Origin of the sequence: Aquimarina litoralis (genome assembly GCF_019295435.1) — a bacterium.
Classification (GTDB): Bacteria; Bacteroidota; Bacteroidia; order Flavobacteriales; family Flavobacteriaceae; genus Aquimarina; species Aquimarina litoralis_A.
Genome location: NZ_WEKL01000001.1, coordinates 214,768 through 236,901, shown reverse-complemented (window position 1 = coordinate 236,901; position 22,134 = coordinate 214,768). Strand labels below are relative to the sequence as shown.

The following is a 22,134-nucleotide window of genomic DNA, read 5'->3' as shown; positions in this document are numbered from 1 at the left end:
AATTATGAATATCCTATTTTGATGAAAAAGAATTATTTGAAATTTATCTTATTGTTTTTTTTGGTATGTACCAGTTTTAATTATTCATTCAAAACCAAAGAACATTCAAAGTATATTAGCTATGAAGTTGATCTGAAGAAGCAGCATCTTAAATTCTATTGGAAAGATAAAAAGAAGGAGAATTACAGAAATTTCCAAGAGCTAAAGGAAGCCCTTAAAAAAGATGGACATGAACTAGTTTTTGCTATGAATGGTGGTATGTATAATAAAGATTTATCCCCACAAGGGTTGTATATTGAAAAGGGTATAGTTAAATCTAAACTTGACACTGCTCAAAATGGATATGGTAACTTTTATTTGCAACCAAATGGTATTTTTTTCATTACAGATAAAAATATACCACATATCAATACTACTCAAGAATTCACTTTCGCAAAGGATATAGCCTATGCTACTCAATCGGGACCAATGCTACTAATAAATGGGAAAATTCACGATAAATTTAATGAAGGATCTCCGAATGTTCATATCAGAAATGGTGTTGGAATTCTTCCGAATGGAAATTTACTCTTTGCTATGTCTAAAGAAAAAGTAAATTTCTTTGATTTTTCAAATTTCTTTAAAGAGAAAGGTTGTAAAAATGCACTTTATCTGGATGGCTTTGTTTCCAAAACCTATTTGCCATCCAAAAATTGGGAACAATTGGATGGAGAATTCGGTGTAATTATTGGAGAGATTAAATGAATCTAAAGCAACAAAAAACCTGTTAAGCTTAATAGACTAACAGGTTTATTCATCGCGACTTGGGGAGGTTGCGATTTATTAACAACAAAAAATCACATAACAAAAATATTGTCTTTTGTTAAAACAAAAATACTTTCTTTGCTAAATACATACAATTAGAAATCAATTCGATTGTAGGTTTAACTGACTTCTGAATACGATTTAAACGTTTTTTCATAATAGGGCAATGTGTGAGGGTTAAAAATTAAATTAATTCTTAAAAAGAGAACATTACTTATGTACTTTTTTAAAGGGAATGCTAATATGCAAAATAATTTTCAAAATAACGTTTAAATACAATTAAAATCGACGTAAAACTCAAAATTTTAACATTTAATAACAATTGATACCTATTTATGGGTTAAAGCAAAGGTTTAGGTAAGTCAAAACTGTAAGTGTATTGTAGTTTTTTTCTTACAAAAAGAAGATTTAATAACCTTTTTCTTATAACGTATCTTTTTGCAATTTATTATTCGTTAGTATAAATTAAATAATCGTACACCTGTAAATAGAATTTGACAAACCTAATCTAATATCATCTCAGGAACGTTATCACCTACAATAAGTTTTCCTTCTGTAGCATTTTTGATTTCCTCCACACTTACTCCAGGAGCTCTTTCTAATAATTTAAAACCATCTTCAGTAACTTCTAATACAGCCAGATTAGTTACTACCTTTTTTACACAGTTAACTCCTGTTAAAGGCAAAGAGCATCTAGTTAATAGTTTAGAAGCTCCTGCTCTATTGGTATGCATCATAGCGACAATAATGTTTTCTGCACTCGCCACCAAATCCATTGCTCCTCCCATTCCTTTGACCATTTTACCTGGAATTTTCCAATTAGCAATGTCTCCATTCTCTGCAACTTCCATAGCACCGAGAATTGTAAGATCCACATGCTGTCCACGAATCATATTAAAACTAGTTGCCGAATCGAAAAAAGAAGCTCCAGGCATTGTAGTAATAGTTTGCTTTCCAGCATTAATAATATCAGCATCCTCTTCTCCTTCAAATGGAAAAGGTCCCATACCCAAAACTCCATTTTCACTTTGAAATTCTACTTCAATTCCTTCTGGGATATAATTAGCTACTAACGTAGGTATTCCTATTCCTAGATTCACAAAATATCCATCTTCTAGTTCTTTGGCTATACGTCTCGCTATTCCGTTTTTATCTAACATATATTTATATCTTTTCTAGTACTTAGTTAAACTCTCACAACTCTCCCATATAAAAAGTCATGTTAACATCTAAAATAAATTCAGGTTTTATCTTTTTCGAACTGTTCTTTGTTCTATTCTTTTTTCATAGTTTTTACCTTGAAAAATTCTTTGTACAAAGATTCCAGGAATATGTACTTGATCAGGATCTAAAGTGCCAGCTGGAACTAATTCTTCAACTTCAGCGACTGTAATTTTAGCAGCTCCACACATACAAGGGTTAAAATTTCTTGCTGTCCCTTTAAAAATGAGGTTCCCTGCTTCATCCCCTTTCCAAGCCTTTACAAACGCAAAATCAGCCTTAAAAGCCTTTTCTAGTATATACATTTTACCATTAAACTCTCTTGTTTCCTTTCCTTCAGCCACCTCTGTGCCATAACCAGCTGGTGTGTAAAACGCAGGAAATCCTCCTTGCGCAGCTCTACATCTTTCCGCTAGCGTCCCTTGCGGAATCAATTCAACTTCCAATTCTCCGCTTAACATTTGACGTTCAAACTCGTCATTTTCTCCTACATATGAAGAGACCATCTTTTTTATTTGTTTTTGTTGTAGTAATAGTCCCAAACCAAAATCGTCTACACCTGCATTATTAGAGATACAGGTTAATCCATTAATATTTTTTCTAACCAATTCTGCAATAGCATTTTCTGGTATTCCACAAAGTCCAAAACCACCAAGCATAAAGGTCATATTATCTTTTATACCTTTGGTAGCTTCTTCTACTCCGTTAACTGTTTTACGAATCATACTGTTCAATTTTTAGCGGATTAAATGTACCAAAAAAAACAGTACTAAAACGTTTGAAAACTTATAGTTTTGGAAATATTTAAGAGATAGGATTTTAGCGCTTAAAAAAGCAATTCATCTTCGTCTTTAACTTCTTTTTTATAGCTTTCACAATCTAATTCAACTTGAAGATTTTCTGGTTTTTTAAATTCAGATTGAGATATGCCCAAATTTGGATCTCCATAACATTTTTTCATGTAAAGTGCCCAAATAGGTAATGCCATTGTAGCTCCATTTCCATAAGCAGTAGATTTAAAATGCGTTGATCTGTTATCTCCACCTACCCAAACTCCAGTACATAAATTTGGAACAATCCCCATAAATAAACCATCACTTTGATTTTGAGTAGTTCCTGTCTTGCCTGCAATAGGATTTTCGAATTTATAAGGATGTCCAGTAACCACATTTTTATAAATATATTGATTGGATGCTTCGGTACGTAATCGTTTTCCAGAACCTGTTTCTGTTACTCCTTCCATTAAGTTTAAGGTTAGGTAAGCAGATTTCTTATTAATAACATCCTTTTTATTCGGTATATTTTCGTAGAGCAAAGCCCCATTCTTATCTCTGATATGCGAAATAATATATGGTTCACTATATATTCCCTCATTGGCAAAAACACTGTAAGCCCCAACCATCTCTGAAAGTTTAATTGTTTCAGTTCCTAAAACAATAGAAGCAACAGTATCCAAATCAGATTTAATACCTAATTTTTTTACTAAATTGATCACAGGTGCCGGTCCGATTCTGTCAATTAATCTCGCAGAAACCGTATTAACTGATCCCGCTAATCCTTCTTTTAGTGTTACTGAACCTACATAATTATTATCAGTATTAGTAGGAGTCCAATCCTCTCCCGAAACTCCATGCCTACCAACGGGTATCGTAATTTTAGCTCTTGGTATTTTATAACAAGGAGAATAATTCAATTGGTCGATCGCAGCGGCATATACGAAAGGCTTAAAAGTAGAACCGACTTGTCTCGCTCCTTGGTTTACATGATCGTATTTAAAATACTTATTATTAATTCCTCCTACCCAAGCTTTAATTTCTCCTGTTTGTGGATTCATGGACATCAATCCTGTATGTAAAAAGCGTTTGTAATACAAAATAGAATCCCTTGGAGTCATTATTGTATCGATGGTACCTTTCCAAGAAAAAACCTTCATTTTTGTAGGTTTATCAAACGATGCAAGAATTTCGTCTTTATCTATTCCTTTATTCTTCATTATCTTGCTCCTTGGAGAATTCCAAATTGCATTATTAACGATGCTATTAATTTGTTTAGAAGAAATTCCTCGAAAAGGTGAAGTTTTATTGTGTATCTCTTGTCTGTCAAATTCTTTTTGAAGATTCGTCATATGCTCTTTTACCGCTTCTTCAGCATACCTTTGCATCCGTGAATCAACCGTAACATAAATTTTTAACCCATCTTCATATATATCATGAAACTCTAAATTGCCCTCTTTATCTTTTCCCTTTGGGTTTTCTTTAATCCAGGTTTGTACTTTTTTCTTTACCACATTTCTAAAATACGTAGCACTCCCTTCAGAATATCCTTCTGGAGTGTATTGTAATTTCAAAGGCAACTTTTGTAGGCTATCTTTTTCCTTATCTTTAATATAGCCATATTTAGCCATTTGAGATAATACAGTATTTCTTCTATTAAGAGCTCTTTTCGATCTAGATATTGGATGATAGTAGGTAGCACTTTTTAACATCCCTATAAGCACAGCTGCTTCTTCGATATTTAAATCCTTAGGTTTCTTATTAAAATAAATCCTTGATGCAGATCCAATCCCAATAGCTTGTCTTGCAAAATCATATTTATTAAGATACATTACGATGATTTCATCTTTCGTATATTGTCTTTCTAATCTTGCAGCAATAACCCATTCTCTAATTTTCTGAGTATACTTATCAATATTTTTAGATCTCAAACCAATAAAAAGTAATCTTGCCAACTGTTGCGTAATTGTACTGGCTCCTCCTCTTCTGCCTAATGAGGTAAATGCCCTTAGTGTTCCTCTGGCGTCTACTCCAGAATGTTCATAAAAACGTACGTCTTCTGTAGCAATAAGCGCATCTACTAAATGCTGTGGTAAGTCATCATATATAATTGGTGTCCGGTTCTCATCAGGTTTAAAAATAGTCCCTAATTGCACACCATCCGAAGAAATTATTTGTGCCGCTAAATCATTCTTAGGGTTTTCCAGATCTTCAAAAGTCGGCATTTTACCAAGTTTACCCCAACCAGCCAAAAAAAATAATAAAACTCCAATTCCTAATAAAGAACAATAGATAATCCAAAAAGACTTGATATATAACTTTGGGTCAAAGCTATATGATCCTTTTTCCGCTTTTGTTGTTAAACTTTTGTTCTCCATTCTTTATTTAATGGATATTTTACTAAAGACCAAATTCGTCTTCTATAGGATCTTCAACCTTTATAGTCTTTTTGAACTCTTTACAATCTACTTCTATTGTTAGATTATCTGGTTTTTTAAACGCCTCTTTAGAAACATTCAAAGATTTATCAGCATAGCACTTTCTCATATAAAGCGCCCATATTGGTAAAGCCATTGTAGCACCTTGTCCATATCTAGTGGAATTAAAATGAGTCGCCCGATCGTCTGCGCCAACCCAAACTCCTGTACATAGATTTGGTACTATTCCCATAAACCATCCATCACTTTGATTCTGTGTTGTACCAGTCTTACCTGCTATTGGATTTGTAAATTGATATGGATATCCTGTAATTACATTTTTATAATCATATCGATTGGATGGTCCAGATCTAAGACGTGCTCCAGATCCAGATTGCGTAACTCCTTCTAACAAGTTTAGCGTTACATATGCTGCCTCTTTACTAATCACATCTCGCGTTTCAGGTTCAAATTGATATAATGTAGTACCATTTTTATCTTCAACGCTAGTTATCATTACTGGTTTATTATAAATACCTTCATTTGCAAAAGTACCATAAGCTCCTACCATTTCGGATAATTTAAGATCAACAGAACCTAATGCGATAGATGCTACTTCAACAATTTCTGATTCAACTCCAGATTTTTTCGCTAATCTTACAATAGGCTCTGGACCGATACGATCCATTAATCGTGCTGATATTGTATTTACAGATTTTGCCAAGGCTTCTTTCAAACTTAGATATCCTGTATACTCCGCATCACTATTTTTTGGCGTCCAATCTTCCATTACACCATGCGTGCCAGCTGGTATGGTAATTTGAGACATTGGCAAGGTGTCGCAAGGAGATAATTTAAGTTGATCTATGGCTGTGGCATATACAAATGGCTTAAATGTAGAACCTACTTGTCGTGCTCCTTGATATACATGATCATACTGGAAATGCTTAATATCTACTCCACCAACCCAAGCTTTCACCTGACCCGTTTGCGGTTCCATTGACATCATTCCTGATCTTAGAAAACTTTTATAATACAAAATAGAATCTCTAGGAGTCATAATTGTATCTATATATCCTTTCCATGAAAAAATCTTCATTTCGGTTTTAACATCAAAAGATTTTAAGATCTCTTCCTCACTTTTGTTTTGAGATAACATTTTCTTTCTTCTTGCCGAACTTCTAATGGCTCTTTTGATAATACCAGCTACCTCTTGCTTTGTAAGATCTCTAAAAGGAGCCGTTTTATTTTTTTCTTCTTGCTTATCAAATTCTTTTTGAAGATTTGACATATGTTCCTGAACAGCTTCTTCCGCATACTTTTGCATTCTTGAATCAATTGTTACATTAATTCTAAGTCCATCTCTATAGATGTTATAATATTCTGTATTTCCTTCTTCATCTTCACCTTTTGGGTTTTTCTTTACCCAATTTCCCATCCAGCTTCTTACATATTCTCTAAAATACGTTGCGATTCCATCAGAATGTCCTTCTGGAGCATAGTCTAATTTTAATGGTAATTCTTGTAAACTATCTTTTTCTTTCTCAGTAATATATTCATATTTTGCCATTTGAGACAACACAACATCACGTCTGTCTTTCACCAATTCAGGGCGTCTCAAAGGATTAAATAAGGAAGAGTTTTTTAGCATCCCCACCAAAACAGCAGCTTCTTCCTGTTTCAGATCTTTTGGAGCTTTATTAAAGTAAATTCGGCAAGCAGAGCTAATTCCGATAGCTTGATTAAGGAAATCGTATTTATTAAGATACATCGCCATGATCTCATCCTTAGTATACTGTCTTTCTAATCTTGCAGCAATTACCCATTCTTTTATTTTTTGTGTATATCTCTGCCAACCACGTGATCTAGTACCGGTAAAAAGAAGTTTTGCTAATTGCTGTGTTATTGTACTTGCTCCTCCTTTTTTTCCTAAAAAAGCAAAAGCTCTTATGGTACCTCTAGCATCTATTCCTGAGTGATCATAATAACGCACATCTTCCGTAGCTACAAGAGCATTTACCAATTTTGGTGATAAATCTTCAAAACTAACTGGTGTTCTGTTTTCTTTAAAAAAAGTTCCTATTTGTTTACCATCTGAAGAGATAATTTGTGTTGCTAGATCATTTTGAGGGTTTTCCAATTCATCAAAACCCGGCATTTCTCCAAAATATCCCCAACTAGCAAAAAGAAATACGAGAATTACCAAAAATATTCCGGATGCAAAGGTGATCCAAAACCATTTTATATATTTCAATATGCTTATTTCTTGTGGTGCCGACTTTTTCTTAGTCGACTTCGGTGTTGCTTTAGCCATTTTATCTAGGGTTTTGTGCAAATTCTATTCTAAAACCTATATCTGTAATTCCTTCAAGTGTATTGATGCCTAACGTCTCTCCATTTTTCCTCATGGCATGTTGCAATGTCACTTTATACACTCCATTTTCTGTAAAACTTACATTTTCTTTATACCATAATTTACTTTCTTTCACATCTGAAAAACCAGAACCTAACCATTCTCCATTTGGTCTAGCCATTTCGTATTCCAAGGTATCTGTAACAATTTTACCATTTGGAAACTCCATTTCGCTTATCAGAAACAGATTGCTAAATTTATAATCATTGGTATTTCGCACATTAATAAACAAATTATATTGTTCTAAGGAGTCTAATTCGGGTAAATTAAAGGTAACTTTTTCTTCTTTATCCCAAGAATAAGAAACCGATCTATATTCATCAAAAACCCTTTCATCATCACAAGAATATATACCTGCACATAAAAAAAGTAATATAATAACTCTAAGATTTATCATTATTCTTTCGTTGCTGTGGTTTACGTTTTCTATTACGTTGATTATTCTTTTTTTTATTTGAACTTTTATTGTTCTTATTTGAAGCAGTTTCTTTAGGCTTCGGTGGATTTGATTTTGAATTTTGCTCCACTGCCACCTTTTTCTTATTTCTATTTCTGTTCTTATTTCTTCTCCTTTTACTTCTCTTAGGTTGATCAAAACGAGTTAAACTGTCTTGTCCTACAACGTTCTCAAAATCGGCTTTAGTATCTTCTAACAGCTCAGAAGCGAATTCTTCAAGACCTAATACTTTTTCATTTTTCTTATTAGCTTCAATAATTTCATTTGCATGATCAGCAGAAATCTTGTGCCAATTCATCCATTCTCCTTCATAAGCATACCATAAATATCCTTTAAAAATATCTATTTTTTGACATACAGCAGTACCCTTTTCTGTTTGTAATTTTACTTCAGTTTTTGGAAACTCCTTAAGTGCATCAATGTATGCATCTAACTCATAATTAAGACAACATTTAAGTTTTCCACATTGACCTGCTAGTTTTTGAGGATTCAAAGATAATTGCTGGTATCTGGCAGCACTTGTATTTACAGATCTAAAATCCGTAAGCCAGGTAGAGCAACACAATTCGCGACCACAAGACCCAATACCTCCTAAACGAGCAGCTTCCTGACGAAATCCAATCTGTCTCATTTCGATTCTGGTACTGAATTCTTGGGCAAATTCTTTGATCAACTGTCTAAAATCAACACGTTCCTCCGCGGTATAATAAAAAGTACATTTAGACCCGTCTCCTTGAAATTCAATATCAGAAATTTTCATTTGCAATTTCAAACGAATTGCAATTTCTCTAGATCTAACTTGAATACCTTTTTCACGATCACGGGCTTTTTGCCAAATATCTATATCCTTTTGAGAAGCTTTACGGTATACTTTTTTTACGTCTTCACTGTCTACATCTACCTTTTTCTTTTTCATTTGTATCCTCACCAACTCTCCAGTAAGAGATATAATTCCAACATCATGACCAGGAGAAGCCTCTGTGGCCACAATATCACCAATACTTAACGATAGATTTTCGGTATTTTTAAAGAAGCTTTTTCTTCCGTTCTTAAAACGAACTTCTACACAATGAAAAGGAGCTACGCCACCAGGAAGTGACATATTAGACAACCAATCAAAAACAGTTAGCTTATTGCAACCATCCGTACCACAGGTACCATTATTCTTACATCCTTTTGGCTGTCCGTCTTTCCCTGAGGAACAACTACTACACCCCATATACTTTTATATATTGAAATTTGTTCGCGACGAGCACGACAAATATGGTTCTTACTTAGATTGGATTTATAAAAATCCTATATTTACTTAATCGATAAAGATACTATGATTTCTTCTAAATCCATAGTATATAAATCATTTTAGTATTACTGCTTAAATTTTAATACTTCGGAACGTCCTTTCTTAAATATCTTATTGCTATTTCCTTTTCCCTTTCGAAGTGCTTTTTGCTCTTCATACGGTAAGCTGTTAATTTCCTGACATTCCACAGAACAACAATTATCCATTTTTGCAGCACATTCTGGACATTGAATAAACAATAGGTGACAAGCCTCATTGGCACAATTTACATGGGTATCACATGGTTTTCCACATTGATGACAATTCGAGATAATGTCATCAGATATTCTTTCTGATCTTCTGTGATCAAAAACAAAGTTTTTTCCTAAGTATTTATTTTCCAGTCCTTTTTCTTCTACCTGCCGAGCATATTCTATAATACCACCTTCTAATTGAAATACTTTTTTAAATCCTTTGTGCTTATAATAGGCACTTGCTTTTTCACATCGAATACCTCCAGTACAATACATGACCAGATTTTTATCCTCTTTGTGTTCTTTTAAATCTTCTTCTATAATATCTAATGAGTCTCTAAAAGTGTCCACATCTGGAGTAATAGCTCCTTGAAAATGTCCAATTTCACTTTCATAATGATTACGCATATCTACCAAGACGGTATCTGGATCCTCTATTAATTCGTTAAATTTTTCAGCATCAACGTGTACACCTTTATTGGTAACATCAAAAGTGTCATCATTTAATCCATCTGCTACAATTTTTTTACGAACTTTTACCTTAAGCTTTAAAAATGACTTTACATCTTGTTCTCTGGCTATATTTAATCGTACATTTTCTAAAAAAGAAATACTATCCAGATGTTTTTTGAAGGCATTAAAGTTAGGAGCAGGAACCGATAGCTGTCCATTAATTCCTTCATTGGCTACATAGATTCGACCTAATACATCCAATTCGTTCCAATTGACAAACAAGTGATTTCTGAAGATTTCAGTATTACCGATATGTGCATATTTATAAAAAGAAAGCGTAAGGCGATCTGTACCGGCCTCATCAATAAGAGCTGCTCTCTCTTTTGCACTTAATTTATTGTACAGTTGCATGCTATACTAATTTTTTAAGTTAGAGAAATAATTTACTTTTTTGCAAAAGTACAAATCCTTATATAATATGCAAGAGTATGGTTTTGGGATAAAAAAAATGCCTTGAAAACCACTTCAAGGCATTTTTTGGCTAATTCGTTATTTGAAAAATACTTCATCTTAACGATTAAAATCAAATAAAGAAGCTAGCCACCTTCTACGATACAACTACTAATCTTAGTAGTTATATGCCCATAAAGGTTATGTCTTACGACTCTTTTAAGAAACTTCATCTACATCTTCTTTTCATACAATTGTTCTAGTATTGCTTTCTATGTAGATACACTATTAAAGAAAAGGTTGCGTTCAATGATTAAAAAAATTTCAAACAACATTAAAGACCTCAAAATCATTGTTAATAAATTAGTGCTTCAAGTATAACTTTTGAAAGCGTTATGCGAAAAACTTATAGTATTTTAGCAGAAATCAATTACAAAAGAGAGTCAGCGCATGAGTACTGAAAAAGAAAAAGATGCAAAATTAAAAGCGTTAAAACTTACTTTAGACAAACTAGATAAGGCTTACGGTAAAGGTACCGTAATGAAAATGGGAGATGATGCAATTCAGGAAGTAGAAGTTATCCCAACGGGATCTCTAGGCTTGGATTTAGCGCTTGGTGTTGGAGGATATCCCAGAGGAAGAGTTATAGAAATTTTTGGTCCAGAATCTTCTGGTAAAACCACATTAACATTACATGCAATAGCACAAGCGCAAAAATCCGGAGGTATTGCCGCTTTTATAGATGCAGAACATGCTTTTGATAGGTTTTATGCAGAAAAATTAGGTGTAGATATTGACAACTTAATTATCTCACAACCTGATCATGGTGAACAAGCCTTAGAAATTGCAGATAATCTAATTCGATCAGGAGCAATCGACATCATTGTAATTGACTCTGTTGCTGCCTTAACTCCAAAAAGTGAAATCGAAGGAGAAATGGGAGATTCAAAGATGGGGCTTCATGCTCGATTAATGTCTCAAGCACTTAGAAAATTAACTAGTTCTATTAGCAAAACCAACTGTACGGTTATCTTTATCAATCAACTTCGTGAGAAGATAGGTGTTATGTTTGGAAATCCTGAAACTACAACGGGTGGAAACGCTCTTAAGTTTTATGCCTCTGTACGTTTAGATATTCGTAGATCAACGCAAATTAAAGATAGTAATAGCGAGGTAAAAGGAAATAAGACACGTGTAAAAGTTGTTAAAAATAAAGTAGCTCCACCATTTAGAACAGCCGAGTTTGATATTATGTATGGAACAGGAATTTCTAAGACTGGTGAAATCATCGATATAGGTGTTGATTATGAAATCGTAAAAAAGAGTGGATCTTGGTTTAGCTATCAGGACACAAAACTTGGTCAAGGAAGAGATTCTGTTAAATCATTATTAAATGATAATCCAGAACTTATGGAAGAGCTGGAAGAAAAAATAAAAGAAGCTATTAAGATTGTTAACGAATAAAAACTAGCTTAGATAAATACTAAAAATCCCGAGTTTTCGGGATTTTTTTATTCCTTATCTCAAATTACTACTATTAGTGTACTAAAACCTAAAACATCCGTTATTTTTTTATACTTTAAACGCAACCTTATTAATAACTAGACATCTACAGTGTAGAATTTGGTATGTGTAACCCCAAAGTTAGTTGTATGAAAAGGATAAAAATAATAGCACTAATCATCTTAACATCTTGTTTATCAAGCTGTTTGTCGGATGATGACTCAGGTATTAGTTTTTCTTATGAATTAGTACCTATAGAACAAATAGATATTCCTGAACAGTTTACAAGAGGACAAACTTATGAAATAACTGTTTCCTATTTTAGACCCTCAGATTGCCATTCATTCAGTGGTTTTGACTATGATAGAGTATCTAATGAACGTACAGTATCGGTAGTAAACGTATTGGTAAATGATCGTGAATGCGAAGATCTTGCCGAAACGGATTTAATCGATGCTTCAATTAATTTTTTGGTTGGGTTTGAAAACTCATATGTTTTCAGATTTTGGCAAGGAAGAGACGCACAAGGAGAAAATCAATTTTTAGTACGGGAAATCCCAGTTGTGGATTAGTATTTCCTGTAAATTCTATTAATTCAAACAAATTGTTAGTGAGTTTAGAGCAACTCATAAAAAAGTGTAAAAAACAAGATGCAAAGGCACAAGAGCAGCTGTATAGATTATACAGCAGTAAGTTATTTTCTATATGTTTAAAATACTCTAATAGTTATACGAATGCTGAAGATACTTTGCAAGATGCTTTTATTACAATTTTTGATAAAATAGAACAATATAATGGAAAAGGTTCTTTTGAAGGATGGATTAAACGGATTACTATAAATACCGCTTTACAAAAATATCGAAAACAAAAAGTATTCGAAATTATTGGTGAAGAACAGATAGAAGATGTCGAAGTAGAAATAGATGAGGACAATGTTTCTTTAGATTATTTGCTAGAGATCATTCAGCAATTACCGGATAGGTACAGATTAGTATTTAATTTGTATGTATTAGATGGTTATTCTCATAAAGAGATAGCCCAAATGCTAGAAATCTCTACTGGGACATCCAAATCTAATTTAGCGAGAGCAAGAAACATTTTAAAAGAAAAAATAGAAAGCAACCAAGAACATCGTGTTCAATCAATTGAAGGATGAAAATGGATGACAAAAAAAATATAGATAGATTATTTCAGGAGAAATTCAAAGATTTTGAAGTTGCTCCTAATGATGCTGTTTGGGAAAAAATCAAAGCCCGAAAAGATGATGACCGTAAACGTGTATTGATCCTACCATTCTGGTATCGTGTTGCAGGAGTAGCGGCATTGGTGGCTGTTATACTATCAGTAGGAACTTTTTTATGGCAAGATACTTCTCAGAAAGATACTATCGTAGTTACTGACGAAAATTTAATCGATGATAATTCGAGAGCAACTGAAACAGAAAATATCGATACTAAAGGATCAAATGAAGGTATTGTAAACCAAGAATCTAATACGATCAATGAAGTACCAAAGAATGAAATTATAAATAAGGAAGCAATAACAGATAATACTGTTTCGGATTCTAATAATGAACAATCACCAATTTCTAAAGATCGTAAGAATCCAGTCTTGACAAATTTCAAAAAATCTTCCACTAATACGGCAGACAAAAATAACACAGCAATTACATCTATTACTAATCAAAAACAAAACTCAGACAATTCAAATACTAATGATATAAATAATAATGCTATCACTAAAAGTGAGCAATCCGTATCAACTGATATTGCGAATGTTAGTCGAAATAAGAATTCAGAAATAGTTAAACAAGATATTCGTACTACACCTAAAAATAACACTACTGAAGCAATCGCAGAGCAAGAGGTTCTAAAAAATAATGAGAAGCAAGAGTCAAATTCAAATGAAAATTTGAATCCTTATTTTGTTGATCCTACCAACACTGAAAAAAACAGTATTGAAGCAGTTGTAGATAATAATAGTCAATCAAAAAACACTAAAGATGCTGACAGTATCATAAACTCAGATAGCAGTACAGGAAAAAAATCCATTTTTGATGCTATTAAGGAAAAAGAAGAAAAAGCAGTTGTTACGAATGACTCTAAGAGTGGCAAAAGATGGAATATCTCTCCAAATGTAGCTCCGGTATATTATGACTCTTTTGGTGGTTCTTCTATTGACCCTCAATTTTCGGATAATACCAAACAAGGAGAAGTAAATCTTAGTTATGGAATACAAGTTGCTTATGCAATAAATAAAAAATTAATTGTAAGATCAGGTGTGAGTAAGGTTGATGTAGGTTACAATACTGAAGATGTAGGGTTTGGTATTGCATCTATTGCAAGAGATGTAAATGGTGTCGGAAATACTCAAAGTATTGTTGTTTCTGATTACCAAGGTGGTCCTTCTTCATTAGCACCTCCTCCAGGAGATATTAACACTGAAATTTTAGTTACCTCGCAAAATCCAGGACTTCTTAATCATAGTATTGGATATATAGAAGTTCCATTGGAACTCAAATATGCACTTACAGATTCCAAAATTGGAATACATATGATTGGAGGAGTGAGTACATTGTTTTTAGAAAGTGATGAAGTGTCCATTATAGCTGGAAGCTTTAGAAATGAAAATGTTTCCAGAGAACAAACTGTCAATRATGTTAGCTTCAGTGGTAATTTTGGTATAGGATTTGATTATAAATTATCAGATCAATTTAAGATCAATATGGAGCCTATCTTTAAATATCAATTTAATGGCTTTAGAGATAGCGCCGAAAATTTTAGACCTTATTATTTTGGTGTATATACTGGAGTAAGTTTTAGGTTTTAGAACAATGAAAAAGAAGAAATACCTAAATGTGTTTAGGTTAATTTAGTTGGTTAGGTTGAATTATTGCTCTAGGGAAGCAATGATGACAAAGCTGTTTCTGGGGAGGAACAGCTTTTGTTTTTATAAGAAATCAAATTACAATGTTTGGGATTTCAACTTGTTCAGAATTATATTCCTAGTTTTCGTTTTAAGTTCCTTTTTATGCTCTTGTGTCAGACTCTTGGTAGGAATCTCATTGTGAACAAAAGCTCTCATTCGACCAGGACTACCACTAAAAAAAGTGTATGAAAATCGTTTTTTGTTATCCAAAAAAGATAGGGGTAGTATTGGTATTTGATGATCAATAGCTAATCTAAAAGCCCCATCTTTAAATTCATCTAGTATCACCTCTTCATCATCAGGTACTCCACCTTCTGGAAAGATACAAATACTAGTTCCTTTTTGTAATCTTGCCTGAGCTCTATCGAAAACTTCTTTCCTACTCTTTTGACTACTTCTATCTACCAGAATACACGTTCTTTTATAGAAAAACCCAAATATTGGGATTTTAGCTAACTCCTTTTTTCCAACAAAAACAAAAGGATTCTTCACACAATACAACATCAACATGATATCTGTCATAGAAGTATGGTTGGCTACGAACATGTAACTTTTCTTTACCTCTACTATTCCTTCATTTTTGACTTTGGGGATAAAACCACTCCCATATAATACGATTTTTGCCCAAAAGCGCGCTACTACAAAAAACTTTGGATACCATTCTTCTCTAGAGGTTAATATCAACAAAACTGGAAATAATACTATAATAGGAATTCCCATCATGATATAAAACCAAATACGCCAAAGAAGAATTAAAACATTTCTTAGGATCATCATAAATTCAAAAATACATAATTGGTTTGAGGTATGTGAACAAAAAAATTACCTTTGCCGGAAACTAAAAAATACTATGGCAAGAATTCTAACAGGAGTCCAAAGTACAGGAACACCTCATCTAGGAAACTTATTAGGTGCGATCATTCCTGCAATTCAGATGGCAAATCAGCCAGAGAATGAATCTTTCTTATTTATTGCAGATATGCATTCACTTACACAAATAAAGGATGCTACTATTTTAAGAGAGAACACCTACTCTACTGCTGCTACTTGGTTGGCTTTTGGTTTAGATATTGAAAAAACAGTTTTTTATCGTCAGAGTGATGTTCCTCAAGTGACCGAGCTTGCATGGTATCTTAATTGTTTTTTTCCTTATAAGAGATTAACATTAGCACACTCTTTTAAGGATAAAGCAGATCGATTAGAAGATGTAAATGCTGGATTGTTTACCTATCCTATGCTGATGGCGGCAGATATTTTATTATATGATGCTGAAATTGTTCCTGTTGGGAAAGATCAGGAGCAGCACTTAGAATTTACACGTGATGTAGCAGATAGAATTCATAATAAGGTTGGTGAAGTATTTGTGTTGCCAAAAGCACAATTTAGATCAGAAACCATGCATGTTCCTGGAACAGACGGGGCAAAAATGAGTAAATCTAAAGGAAATACCATTAATTTATTTTTACCAGACAAAAAATTACGTAAAAATATTATGTCTATCCAAACCGATAGTACACCACTGGAAGAGCCTAAAGATCCTGATACTTGTAATGTGTTTGCACTATATCAATTAGTAGCATCACCTGATGAAATATCAGAAATGCGTTCAAATTACGAAGGTGGTAACTACGGATATGGACATGCAAAACAAGCGTTATATGAGCTTTTGATTACAAAGTTTGCTGAAGAACGAAAACGCTATGCATATTATATGGAAAACCTGGAAGAAGTTGACAAAGCACTGGCGATTGGAGCTAAAAAAGCTTCAGAAGTTGCAGGAAAAGTACTTTCTAGAGTACGTGAAAAAGTTGGATATTAACTAAAGTGCAAACATAAAATAAAAGAAAGCCAGTCATTTTAGAACTGGCTTTTATCTTTTATAAAACATTTATTGATCAAAACCCATTTTCTACAACTACTAATAAATTGTGTGTTTTATCTTCCTTATTAACCACTACCGGATATTTTCCTGGTAGGATTACATTTCCTTGCAATCCCATTTTTTTAGCCATTACTGGATCTAAAACAATTTTGTTTTCTAAATAGAATATACTCGGTTGCGGAGTTGGATCTCCATAAACAATCTCGAAATCTTGAAACCCAGATGTTGGTGGTTCATAAAATTGTACTCCTAATACATTTTTATTTAATGCAAACGGAATCCCTTCCACTTTTTCATCTAATCTCAATTCGTATAGTCCTTTAAAGGATCTATAAAATCAATCCCACATGGAACTACTAAGCAAGGATCCCAAACCACTGGTGGTAATTCAAAAATAATATCTGGATCTGGTATACATTCTACAATTGCACAAATATCACCAAGACTATATCGACACTTAAAATTTCCCGTAGCCGGATCAGGTTCACTTTTAGCATTGATCTGTAGTGTAAATCTACAGAACTCGCCAGATCTTTTTTGTTGTAAGTCATTACTAATTTGCTCTGAATTCATCTCCAAAATACTGGTTTCTTCAGCGACATTTTCTTTTTGACAAGCTACTAAAACAAATAACATTGCCCCAATAATTACTAATGATCGTTTTTTCATGATTATATGGTTTTAAGTTAAAAAATAGAAAAGAACTTCCCGGACCATTTATAACAGTTATTTGTTATGGCCTAGTGAAGTTCTTTGATCATTAGTGTAAATCAGTATGTATAAGTAAACATGTAGAAATAAAAATTATTCATCTAAGCTTTCTTTACATCCAGCTTATCGTAATATTTGTTTTCGTAAGCATATTTTTTTATCTTAAATGATCTAAAGAAATAGGTAAAAGTTATGAAAGTAAATTGCAGTTTAGTGTTCGTATTTCTCTTTTTACAAGGTTTTTCTCAAAATATTTATAAAACCTTGCTTCATGATAAAGGAGCAGATATTTTAAATGATAAACAAGTATCCGAAATTACTACCTTGATCACTTCTTATACCGAAGAAGGTACAGAAACGGTAAAAGATATAACTACATTAAATGATCATCATAAAATTGTTTCTTGTATAATATATGATGATAAGGATTCTTTAAAAAGCAAACTTATCAGAAGTTTTGATGAAACTGGCCTTAGAAGTTTATCCGCAAAACGTGAAACTTGGAATAAGATGCTTGGATATAGTTCAGAAACTTCGAAATATCAATATGACCAAAAGGGAATATTATAAAAATAACAGAAAGTAATAATTTCAATATCATCATGCGCGAAGTTTTAATAGCGAATAACGAAAAAGGGCATCCAATTTCTGTTAGCCTACAACAACCTGGAGCTAAACCAAGTGGATTTATCGAAGTTGCGGAATATGATTACCCTAACAATTTAGTAGTTACCAAGCTATTAGATCCAAAAGGAAACGTGTTGAAACGTGATGATTTGATTGTAGATGGCAACCTAGTAAAGCTTGAAAAATCGTACGATCAACAGGGAAAACTTATAAAACCGGATGCATATGAGTATGAATATAAGTATGATGAAAAACAAAATTGGGTTGAAAAAAGGGTTTACAAAATAGAAAACGGAAAACGTGTAAAACATCAAACGTTCACCAGAACAATACGATATAATTCATGATTTTAACTAAAAAAACTTTACGCAATATCATCTGATAGAATCTCCTTTATGAACTTTCATTTCTAATAATGTGTGTCTATTGCCAATTTTAATAGGATCAGCATTTGCTTCATTTTTTAAATGTTTATTAAAGAATTCAACCACTAATTCATTGGTTATTTTTAAACCAAGTTCTGCATCTATAGTTCCCGTACCTGCAACGGATTGTATCGGAATCATCAAAGGAATATCCATAAAATTTGGGTGTCCAGAAGTTAATAATTTACATTCATAGAAATAATCCGTGCTCTTGTTTACATATGCGTGAGCACTTATATTTTCGTGATCTTCTGGCCAATCTGCGGATAGAAAAAGAAAAGGTTTTTCAAATATAGTATCCATCATTTCTCCCCATTGAATTCCATCTATGTTTACCGCAGCTTTTACTCTACTGTCTTTTAATGCGGTTTGACCAGCAGCGCCTCCTCCTCTAGAATGTCCAAAAACCCCAATCTTATCTAAATCCAGTCGTTCCTTGAGAAAACCAGTCTTGTTCCATGTTTCTAAGTGGTCTATAACCGACATTAAATCTTTAGACCATCTTTCTACAATATGCGTTACAAAATAATCTTTAGACGCTTCTCTAATTATTTTATGACGTTCATTAAAGGAAATATCTTTTTCAAAAGCCTCTTTTATTGGTATAATGTGATCCATTGATGAAGCATCTTGTTGATATTGATACTCATAATCGAAAAACTTCATACTACCATCAGTAAAAGTTGTTCCTAAGCTTTCATATGTATGAGATACATTAACAATAATATATCCATGACTAGCAATTTCTGATAACAATGCATAATAACCTGTAGATTTCGAGCCATAACCAGGAGAGAAAATCAAAACGGGAAACTTCTGTTTGGAAATAGGTACTCCTTCATACACATATGTTTTAATACGATCCAAATAATTTATCGTAAAAGGAGGTAAAATGCCCATGCTATATTTCCTAATGAAACCAAGTCGATTTGCTTGATCCACGTATGGCTCTCTCTTTCCTTCTGAAATATCATCTGTGGGATACCATATCTTTGCCATCAATTCTCTTTTGTCAGAAAGATCTTTTGTAATCACCTCATCTCGGTCTGTTTTAATATGAATCCATGTACTACCTACATTATATATGCCTGTTGGTTTTGGCAATGAAAAAACCGGAAGCACTATTGGTAAAATCCATGCCAAAGTAAGAGTTACTATGAGGAAAACATATCCAAAAATTCTAATAAAAGTAAGCTTCAACATCTTCATTAAATCAATATGATAGATTCTCCAGATTATAATTAAAACCAAAAAATAAGCAGGTAACATTTGCCAACGCCAACCATCGATTACAAGATGCATAATGACAAGCAATAAGATTAAAGCCAGTATATATTTCTTTGAAATCTTCTTGATCAGCGGTCGCTTGATAAATGGTAAAATTGTAATAATTACTAGCAAAAACACTTCTAAAAATCTCATATCATAAAAGGATCAAAACATTATACTGCAATATTTCTAAATTATAAGAGCTATTGAGATTTAAGCGACAAACTACCATTTTTAAAGGCTTTTCTACCCTATTAACACCTTTGAAATGAATCATAATGTATATCAAAACAAAAATTAAAACTAAAATATTAGTTCAAACTAAATATTTAGTTTATATTGCGATCTCAAACTAAGACCTTAGTTTGAAACTAAAAATCGATAAAGAATGAAGCAATTAACAAAAGCAGAAGAAGATATCATGAAAATCCTATGGGATTTACATGAAGGTAGTGTTGTTCAAATTCTTGAAGAATTACCAGAACCTAAACCAGCTTATAATACAGTATCGACTATTGTTAGAATATTAGAAGACAAAGGCTTTGTGAACTATAGAAAAGAAGGAAGAATCCACATCTACATTCCCTTGGTTAAAAAAACCGAATATAGCAATCAAAGTATTACCAAATTAATTGATGGATACTTTCAGGGATCTTTTCAAAGTATGGTTTCTTTTTTCATGAAGAAAAATGATATCAGCCTTGCAGAAATGGAAGAAGCACTTAGAGAAATTAATAACGAAGAAGAATAACGTCATGATACATTATATCTTACAAATTATAGCATTTCAATTACTTTTTTTAGCAACGTATGATTTGTTTCTGAAAAAAGAAACGTTTTTTAATTGGAATAGAATATACTTACTTATTACACCAATACTAAGTTTATTACTTCCACTTGTTCATTTAGAATTTATTAGAAATACGATACCAGAAACCTATAGTATTCAACTACCTGAAGTTCTAATTACTAATGCTCCGATGCAAGTATATAATCTTCCTGAAGTAACTATTGGATCTGAAAACCATATTCCGGATTACTATTCAATACTACCTATTCTGGGATATTTATGGTATATCGGTATTGCTTGCAGTTTATTATTATTTATTTATAAAATATTTAAAATCATAAAATTGAGAAAAAGCGGCACCAAAGTAAAATCTCAAAACATTACGTTGGTTTCATTACCTAATACAACAACAGCTTTTTCCTTTTTTAAAACAATTTATGTTGGAAGCAACCTATCACAACTTAAAAAAACCAATGTTATTGAACATGAAAAAGTTCATGTAAAAGAATATCATTCTTTCGATCTTATCTTTTTTGAAATCTTACGAATACTATTTTGGTTCAATCCATTAATCTATATGTATCAAAATAGAATGGCTATGCTTCAGGAGTATATCGCAGATGCCAAAGCTATCGCTAGCACTAACAAAAAAGAATATTATCAGGACCTTTTATCACAGGTTTTTCAAACTGAAAGAATATCATTTATCAATACATTTTTTAATCATTCACTAATTAAAAATCGACTAGTTATGTTACAAAAGTCAAAATCAAAAAAAATCTATCAACTAAAGTATTTATTGCTAATTCCAGTTATCGCCACCATGTTAGTTTATAGTTCTTGCTCTGAAGATCAGCGTGCGATAGAAAACAAAGAAGTTCCTGTAACCACTATTACCCAAAGAGCCGAATCTTTATTAAACAAAATCGAAAGTGAAGGCACTTATTCTGAAGAAAGTGAAAAGTTATTCTCTACGCTGATGCAAGACATGGGAAATCTATCTGACAATGAATTGACTCCAGAAAATATCAAAGTTTTGAACAGTCTTATGCAAACAATTTCTAAACTAAAGCCTAAGATTACTGAAAAAGTTGAAATAGAAGGTGTTCCTTTTATGAAATTAGATGCTGCTCCAATACATCCTAATTGTAGTGATCTTACAGGTGTAGATGCAAAAAAATGCTTTTCTCAACAAGTAGCTCAGCATGTAGGCAAAGAGTTTAATGTTAAACTTGGAGATGAAGTTGGTCTTACTGGAAAACTAAGAATTTATGTGAGATTTAAAATAAACACTAATGGAGATATCGAAGACATACAAGCTAGAGCACCACATCCAAGCCTAGAAGACGAGGCTTCACGTGTCATAAAGATGTTACCTAAAATGCAACCAGGAATTAAAGATGGTAAACCTGTAAGTGTACTATATTCTCTACCTATTGCTTTCGAAATAAAAGAATAAACGGCAATATCCTTAAAAA

General features: G+C 32.7%; 21 protein-coding genes. 10 read left to right on the top strand and 11 right to left on the bottom strand.

Annotation, left to right across the window (positions count from 1 at the left end; translation table 11 throughout):
- The first annotated feature begins 21 nt into the window (after positions 1 to 21).
- A complete protein-coding gene (locus GBO31_RS01100; RefSeq protein ID WP_219006452.1) occupies positions 22 to 744 on the top strand; it encodes a phosphodiester glycosidase family protein in 723 nt (240 codons plus the stop codon).
- Between the two features lie 563 nt (positions 745 to 1,307).
- Here the strand turns inward: GBO31_RS01100 and GBO31_RS01095 are convergent.
- From GBO31_RS01095 to GBO31_RS01065, 7 genes are all read right to left on the bottom strand, one after another.
- Entirely contained in the window at positions 1,308 to 1,964 is a 657-nt protein-coding gene (locus GBO31_RS01095; RefSeq protein WP_219006451.1) for a CoA transferase subunit B, read from the bottom strand.
- 87 nt (positions 1,965 to 2,051) lie between these two features.
- The gene (locus GBO31_RS01090) at positions 2,052 to 2,750 is read right to left on the bottom strand and encodes a CoA transferase subunit A (protein ID WP_219006450.1); all 699 of its coding nucleotides are present in this window, start codon (positions 2,748 to 2,750) and stop codon (positions 2,052 to 2,054) included.
- Positions 2,751 to 2,851: 101 nt separating this feature from the next.
- Positions 2,852 to 5,176, bottom strand: a complete 2,325-nt coding sequence (locus GBO31_RS01085) for a transglycosylase domain-containing protein (RefSeq protein ID WP_219006449.1) — start codon at positions 5,174 to 5,176, stop codon at positions 2,852 to 2,854.
- A 22-nt stretch (positions 5,177 to 5,198) separates the two neighbouring features.
- Positions 5,199 to 7,529: a penicillin-binding protein 1A gene (locus GBO31_RS01080; protein WP_219006448.1), complete on the bottom strand. Its 2,331-nt coding sequence runs from the start codon at positions 7,527 to 7,529 to the stop codon at positions 5,199 to 5,201.
- Between the two features lies 1 nt (position 7,530).
- Positions 7,531 to 8,025 (bottom strand): gliding motility lipoprotein GldH, encoded by a 495-nt coding sequence (locus GBO31_RS01075; RefSeq protein WP_219006447.1) that lies wholly within the window; start codon positions 8,023 to 8,025, stop codon positions 7,531 to 7,533.
- Positions 8,012 to 9,304, bottom strand: a complete 1,293-nt coding sequence (locus GBO31_RS01070) for a PSP1 domain-containing protein (RefSeq protein WP_219006446.1) — start codon at positions 9,302 to 9,304, stop codon at positions 8,012 to 8,014. Before GBO31_RS01070 ends, GBO31_RS01075 begins: the two co-directional genes overlap by 14 nt.
- Before the next feature lie 146 nt (positions 9,305 to 9,450).
- Positions 9,451 to 10,482 (bottom strand): rhodanese-related sulfurtransferase, encoded by a 1,032-nt coding sequence (locus GBO31_RS01065; protein ID WP_219006445.1) that lies wholly within the window; start codon positions 10,480 to 10,482, stop codon positions 9,451 to 9,453.
- 489 nt (positions 10,483 to 10,971) lie between these two features.
- Here GBO31_RS01065 and recA point away from each other — a divergent pair, with 489 nt between their 5' ends.
- From recA to GBO31_RS01045, 4 genes are all read left to right on the top strand, one after another.
- Positions 10,972 to 11,985 (top strand): recombinase RecA, encoded by a 1,014-nt coding sequence (gene recA, locus GBO31_RS01060; RefSeq protein ID WP_219006444.1) that lies wholly within the window; start codon positions 10,972 to 10,974, stop codon positions 11,983 to 11,985.
- A gap of 188 nt (positions 11,986 to 12,173) precedes the next feature.
- Positions 12,174 to 12,596: a hypothetical protein gene (locus tag GBO31_RS01055; RefSeq protein WP_219006443.1), complete on the top strand. Its 423-nt coding sequence runs from the start codon at positions 12,174 to 12,176 to the stop codon at positions 12,594 to 12,596.
- A gap of 38 nt (positions 12,597 to 12,634) precedes the next feature.
- Positions 12,635 to 13,180, top strand: a complete 546-nt coding sequence (locus GBO31_RS01050) for an RNA polymerase sigma factor (protein WP_219006442.1) — start codon at positions 12,635 to 12,637, stop codon at positions 13,178 to 13,180.
- A 2-nt stretch (positions 13,181 to 13,182) separates the two neighbouring features.
- Positions 13,183 to 14,853, top strand: coding sequence for a hypothetical protein (locus GBO31_RS01045; protein WP_219006441.1), 1,671 nt, complete (start codon positions 13,183 to 13,185; stop codon positions 14,851 to 14,853).
- A 135-nt stretch (positions 14,854 to 14,988) separates the two neighbouring features.
- Here GBO31_RS01045 and GBO31_RS01040 read toward each other — a convergent pair whose 3' ends face one another.
- Complete coding sequence (locus GBO31_RS01040) at positions 14,989 to 15,729, bottom strand: lysophospholipid acyltransferase family protein (RefSeq protein WP_219006440.1); 741 nt, start codon at positions 15,727 to 15,729, stop codon at positions 14,989 to 14,991.
- A 73-nt stretch (positions 15,730 to 15,802) separates the two neighbouring features.
- Between GBO31_RS01040 and trpS the strand changes: the two genes are divergently transcribed.
- Positions 15,803 to 16,771, top strand: a complete 969-nt coding sequence (gene trpS / locus GBO31_RS01035; protein WP_219006439.1) for a tryptophan--tRNA ligase — start codon at positions 15,803 to 15,805, stop codon at positions 16,769 to 16,771.
- Positions 16,772 to 16,847: 76 nt separating this feature from the next.
- Here trpS and GBO31_RS01030 read toward each other — a convergent pair whose 3' ends face one another.
- Both GBO31_RS01030 and GBO31_RS01025 read right to left on the bottom strand, forming a co-directional pair.
- On the bottom strand, positions 16,848 to 17,141 hold the full coding sequence (locus GBO31_RS01030; protein WP_219006438.1) for a hypothetical protein: 294 nt from the start codon (positions 17,139 to 17,141) through the stop codon (positions 16,848 to 16,850).
- Positions 17,138 to 17,503 carry a hypothetical protein gene (locus tag GBO31_RS01025; RefSeq protein WP_219006437.1) on the bottom strand — a complete coding sequence of 122 codons (366 nt, stop codon included), beginning with the start codon at positions 17,501 to 17,503 and terminating at the stop codon, positions 17,138 to 17,140. Before GBO31_RS01025 ends, GBO31_RS01030 begins: the two co-directional genes overlap by 4 nt.
- 234 nt (positions 17,504 to 17,737) lie before the next feature.
- Between GBO31_RS01025 and GBO31_RS01020 the strand changes: the two genes are divergently transcribed.
- Together GBO31_RS01020 and GBO31_RS01015 are read left to right on the top strand one after the other, a co-directional pair.
- Positions 17,738 to 18,115, top strand: coding sequence for a hypothetical protein (locus GBO31_RS01020; RefSeq protein WP_219006436.1), 378 nt, complete (start codon positions 17,738 to 17,740; stop codon positions 18,113 to 18,115).
- A 32-nt stretch (positions 18,116 to 18,147) separates the two neighbouring features.
- Complete coding sequence (locus tag GBO31_RS01015; RefSeq protein WP_219006435.1) at positions 18,148 to 18,519, top strand: hypothetical protein; 372 nt, start codon at positions 18,148 to 18,150, stop codon at positions 18,517 to 18,519.
- A gap of 27 nt (positions 18,520 to 18,546) precedes the next feature.
- Here GBO31_RS01015 and GBO31_RS01010 read toward each other — a convergent pair whose 3' ends face one another.
- A complete protein-coding gene (locus GBO31_RS01010; RefSeq protein ID WP_219006434.1) occupies positions 18,547 to 20,019 on the bottom strand; it encodes an alpha/beta hydrolase family protein in 1,473 nt (490 codons plus the stop codon).
- 235 nt (positions 20,020 to 20,254) lie between these two features.
- Here GBO31_RS01010 and GBO31_RS01005 point away from each other — a divergent pair, with 235 nt between their 5' ends.
- Together GBO31_RS01005 and GBO31_RS01000 are read left to right on the top strand one after the other, a co-directional pair.
- Positions 20,255 to 20,617 carry a BlaI/MecI/CopY family transcriptional regulator gene (locus GBO31_RS01005; RefSeq protein WP_219006433.1) on the top strand — a complete coding sequence of 121 codons (363 nt, stop codon included), beginning with the start codon at positions 20,255 to 20,257 and terminating at the stop codon, positions 20,615 to 20,617.
- Positions 20,618 to 20,621: 4 nt separating this feature from the next.
- Positions 20,622 to 22,115 carry a M56 family metallopeptidase gene (locus tag GBO31_RS01000; RefSeq protein WP_219006432.1) on the top strand — a complete coding sequence of 498 codons (1,494 nt, stop codon included), beginning with the start codon at positions 20,622 to 20,624 and terminating at the stop codon, positions 22,113 to 22,115.
- Positions 22,116 to 22,134 lie beyond the last annotated feature (19 nt).